The sequence below is a fragment of the Roseateles sp. genome, assembly GCF_036404855.1.
Classification (GTDB): Bacteria; Pseudomonadota; Gammaproteobacteria; order Burkholderiales; family Burkholderiaceae_C; genus Pelomonas.
On the sequence record NZ_DASWYS010000344.1, the window covers coordinates 1 to 3,575 of the forward strand.

Genomic DNA, 3,575 nt, shown 5'->3' on the forward strand with positions numbered 1-3,575 from the left:
GCTGACCTGCACGGTGGTGGTGTAGGGGCAGTTTTCCAGCACCTGCAGCACCAGCACGCCGAGCAGCTGATCGCCCTGGCTGATGGCGATGCGCCGGGTACGGCCGGACTGGCGCATCTCCGGCAGCAGACGCAGCAGGCGCAGGTAATTGGCCTCGCAGGTCGCCTGCAGCTCGGGCAGGTCGACCCGGTAGCGCTCGCGGCGCCGGTTCATTGCCAGGCTCCCCGCACGTCATCGCGGTTCAGCGCCAGCCATTGCAGGGCGATGATGCTCGCAGCGTTGTCGATGCGCCCGTCACGCACGGCCTGCAGCGCCTGCTGCAGCGTCCAGACGTGCACACGAATGTCCTCGCCCTCCTCGGCCAGGCCGAATATACCTTCAGCGTTTTGGCTGTCGCACCGACCGACGAACAGGTGGACCTGCTCGTCGCTGCCGCCCGGCGACGGAAAGTAGCGGGTCACCGGCCACAGCTCGCCCAGCTCCAGCCCGGCCTCCTCGATGGCCTCGCGGCGCGCCACCTCCTCGGGCTGTTCGTCCGTATCGATCAGCCCGGCGACCAGCTCGATCAACCAGGGATTGCTCGCCTTGCCCAGCGCGCCGACGCGGAACTGCTCGATCAGCACCACCCGGTCCAGGCATGGATCGTAGGGCAGCACGCACACCGCATCATGACGCACGAACAGCTCACGACTCAGCTCCGCGCCCATCGCACCGTTGAACTGGCGATGACGCAGGTGCAGGCGCTCCAGGCGGTAAAAACCGCTGAAGCATTGCTCGCGTCGCAGGATCTGGACATCATCCGGGCCGGGCTTGAAAGTCTCGCTCATCTGGACATCACTCACATTCGGTTGGACCGCACCCGCGCAGCGGCTGACATGATCCGCACTGCGCCGGCACTGGCATGACTACAGCCGCACATCGTGAGCCGTCTCCGTGATCATCCTAGCGCGCCGTCAACACCGCCGCAGCCCTCAGCTGACCGATGCAAGGCGCCCGGATTCGCTCACGGCCGAACTTCAGACACCCGACGAACTCGAAACGGCACCTCACCCCGACAGGCGAACCATGAGCCATCCGACCGCTACCGCACGTTTTCCCGTCTACGCCCTGCTGGCCAGCCTGCTGTTGCTCGGCGCCTGCCAGCACAGCCCATTGCAACAAGCGCCGCAGGCCACGCAGCGCCTCACCGAGGAACGTCCGCACGGTTGCGAAGGCGAGGATTGTCCGCTGGTCAATATCGACACGCTGCACTTTGCCGACGAGCCGCAGCTCGACCGTCTGATCGACGAGCGCCTGCGTCGCATGACGCTCAACGCACCGGATGCACGGCTGCCGGCGTCGCTGGACGCCTACCAGACCGAGTTCCTGCGCGACGCCGAACCTGGCTGGGCCAGCTATCTGCAGGCCAAGGTGCGTGAGCAACATGGCGACATCACGGTGATCGAGCTGTCCAGCTACCTCTATACCGGAGGCGCCCACGGCATGCCGGGGCGCGGCTTCATCAATTACGACAGCGCACGGCACCGCGAACTGCGCCTGGAAGACCTGCTGATCCCCGGCCAGGAAGGCAATTTCTGGCGCGCCGCCCGCCAGGCCCACCAGCGCTGGTTGACGCAGAACGACCAGGCACAGAACTCCGACTTCCGCGAGCAGTGGCCGTTCCAGCAGACCGCGCATATCGCCCTGCTCGAGGACGGCGTGCTGCTCAAGTATGACGTCTACAGCATCGCGCCTTACTCCAGCGGGCATCCGGAGCTGTTCATTCCGCATGCGCAACTCCAGGGCATTCTCAAGCCGGAATACCTTTGAGCGTGCGCCGACGGGCATTCGCGCCCGCTCCCACGCCCAAACAGCGCTTCCATTCGCGATGGTGATTTTTTAGACTATTCCGTCCGCTCGCCCATCCGGGCCCGCTATACCGCTATTGCTCACGAGGAACACCATGGCCCGCGTTACCGTTGAAGATTGCCTGGACAACGTCGATAACCGCTTCGAGTTGGTCATGCTGGCCACCAAGCGTGCACGCCAGCTGGCGACCGGCGGCAAGGAGCCGAAGGTGGCCTGGGAAAACGACAAGCCGACCGTCGTCGCCCTGCGCGAGATCGCTTCCGGCCTGGTCGACTACGATGTCATTGCACAGGATGAAATCGTCGACGACGAGCCGCTCTTCATCCAGTACGAGGAAGAGCCCAACGAGGCCATCTGATTAAATGCCAGGTCGAAGTCGAACCGCCGAGCCTACATCGTGCCGGCAAGGAGCACAGCCTTGCCAGCCATAGATACGCTTGCCGATCGCCTGTCGACCTACCTCGGCCCGGACCAGGTCAACCTGGTCCGCCGGGCCTACTTCTACGCCGAGCAGGCCCACGACGGGCAGCGCCGGCGCAGCGGTGAAGCGTACGTCACCCATCCCCTCGCGGTAGCCAACATCCTCGCCGACATGCACATGGACCATCAGAGCCTGATGGCCGCAATGCTGCACGACGTCATCGAGGACACCGGCATTCCCAAGGAAGCGCTGGTTGCGCAATTCGGCGAAACCGTTGCCGAACTGGTCGACGGGGTCAGCAAGCTGACCCAGATGAACTTCGAAACCAAGGCCGAGGCGCAGGCCGAAAACTTCCAGAAGATGGCCATGGCCATGGCGCGCGACATCCGCGTCATCCTGGTCAAGCTCGCCGATCGCCTGCACAACATGCGCACCCTCGAAGTGCTGGCCGGCGAGAAACGCCGGCGCATCGCCAAGGAAACCCTGGAAATCTACGCGCCCATCGCCAACCGCCTGGGCATGCACTCGATGCGCGTGGAGTTCGAGGACCTCGGCTTCAAGGCCATGCATCCGATGCGCTCCGAGCGCATTCGCGCCGCGGTGCGGCGCGCCCGCGGCAACCGCAACGAGATCGTCGAGAAGATCGAGCAGTCGTTGATTCACTGCCTCGCGCGCGATGGCCTGGAAGGCGAGGTGATGGGCCGCGAGAAGCACCTGTTCAGCATCTACAAGAAGATGCGCGGCAAGCGCAAGGCATTCAACGAGATCATGGACGTCTACGCCTTCCGCATCGTGGTCGACAAGGTCGATACCTGCTACCGCGTGCTCGGCGCCGTGCACAGCCTGTACAAGCCGCTGCCCGGCCGCTTCAAGGATTACATCGCGATTCCCAAGGCCAACGGCTACCAGTCGCTGCACACCACGCTGTTCGGCATGCACGGCGTGCCCATCGAAATCCAGATCCGCACCCGCGAGATGGAAGAGATGGCCAACAACGGCATTGCCGCGCACTGGCTGTACAAGTCCAACGACGACGAGCAACCCAAGGGCAGCCACGCCCGCGCCCGCCAGTGGGTCAAGGGTGTACTGGAACTGCAGCAGCGCGCCGGCAACTCGCTGGAATTCATCGAGAGCGTGAAGATCGACCTGTTCCCCGACGAGGTCTACGTGTTCACGCCCAAAGGCCGCATCATGGAACTGCCCAAAGGCTCCACGGCCGTCGACTTCGCCTACGCGGTGCACACCGACGTCGGCAACAGCTGCATCGCCTGCCGCATCAACCGCCGCCTGGCGCCGCTGTCCGAAC

General features: G+C 64.4%; 5 protein-coding genes. 3 read left to right on the plus strand and 2 right to left on the minus strand.

Features of this window, described 5'->3' with window-relative positions; all coding sequences use genetic code 11:
* On the minus strand, nucleotides 1–213 hold a 213-nt coding region (locus VGF12_RS23025; protein WP_331178381.1), incomplete at its 3' end, for a DUF1249 domain-containing protein.
* Complete coding sequence (locus VGF12_RS23030; RefSeq protein WP_054094080.1) at nucleotides 210–827, minus strand: NUDIX domain-containing protein; 618 nt, start codon at nucleotides 825–827, stop codon at nucleotides 210–212. The genes VGF12_RS23030 and VGF12_RS23025, both read right to left, overlap by 4 nt.
* A 238-nt stretch (nucleotides 828–1,065) precedes the next feature.
* Between VGF12_RS23030 and VGF12_RS23035 the strand changes: the two genes are divergently transcribed.
* From VGF12_RS23035 to VGF12_RS23045, 3 genes are all read left to right on the plus strand, one after another.
* Nucleotides 1,066–1,809, plus strand: coding sequence for an RsiV family protein (locus tag VGF12_RS23035; protein WP_077682162.1), 744 nt, complete (start codon nucleotides 1,066–1,068; stop codon nucleotides 1,807–1,809).
* Nucleotides 1,810–1,942: 133 nt separating this feature from the next.
* Complete coding sequence (gene rpoZ, locus VGF12_RS23040; protein WP_043297764.1) at nucleotides 1,943–2,206, plus strand: DNA-directed RNA polymerase subunit omega; 264 nt, start codon at nucleotides 1,943–1,945, stop codon at nucleotides 2,204–2,206.
* A 60-nt stretch (nucleotides 2,207–2,266) separates the two neighbouring features.
* A partial coding sequence (locus tag VGF12_RS23045) for a RelA/SpoT family protein (protein WP_331178382.1) occupies nucleotides 2,267–3,575 on the plus strand: 1,309 nt, incomplete at its 3' end.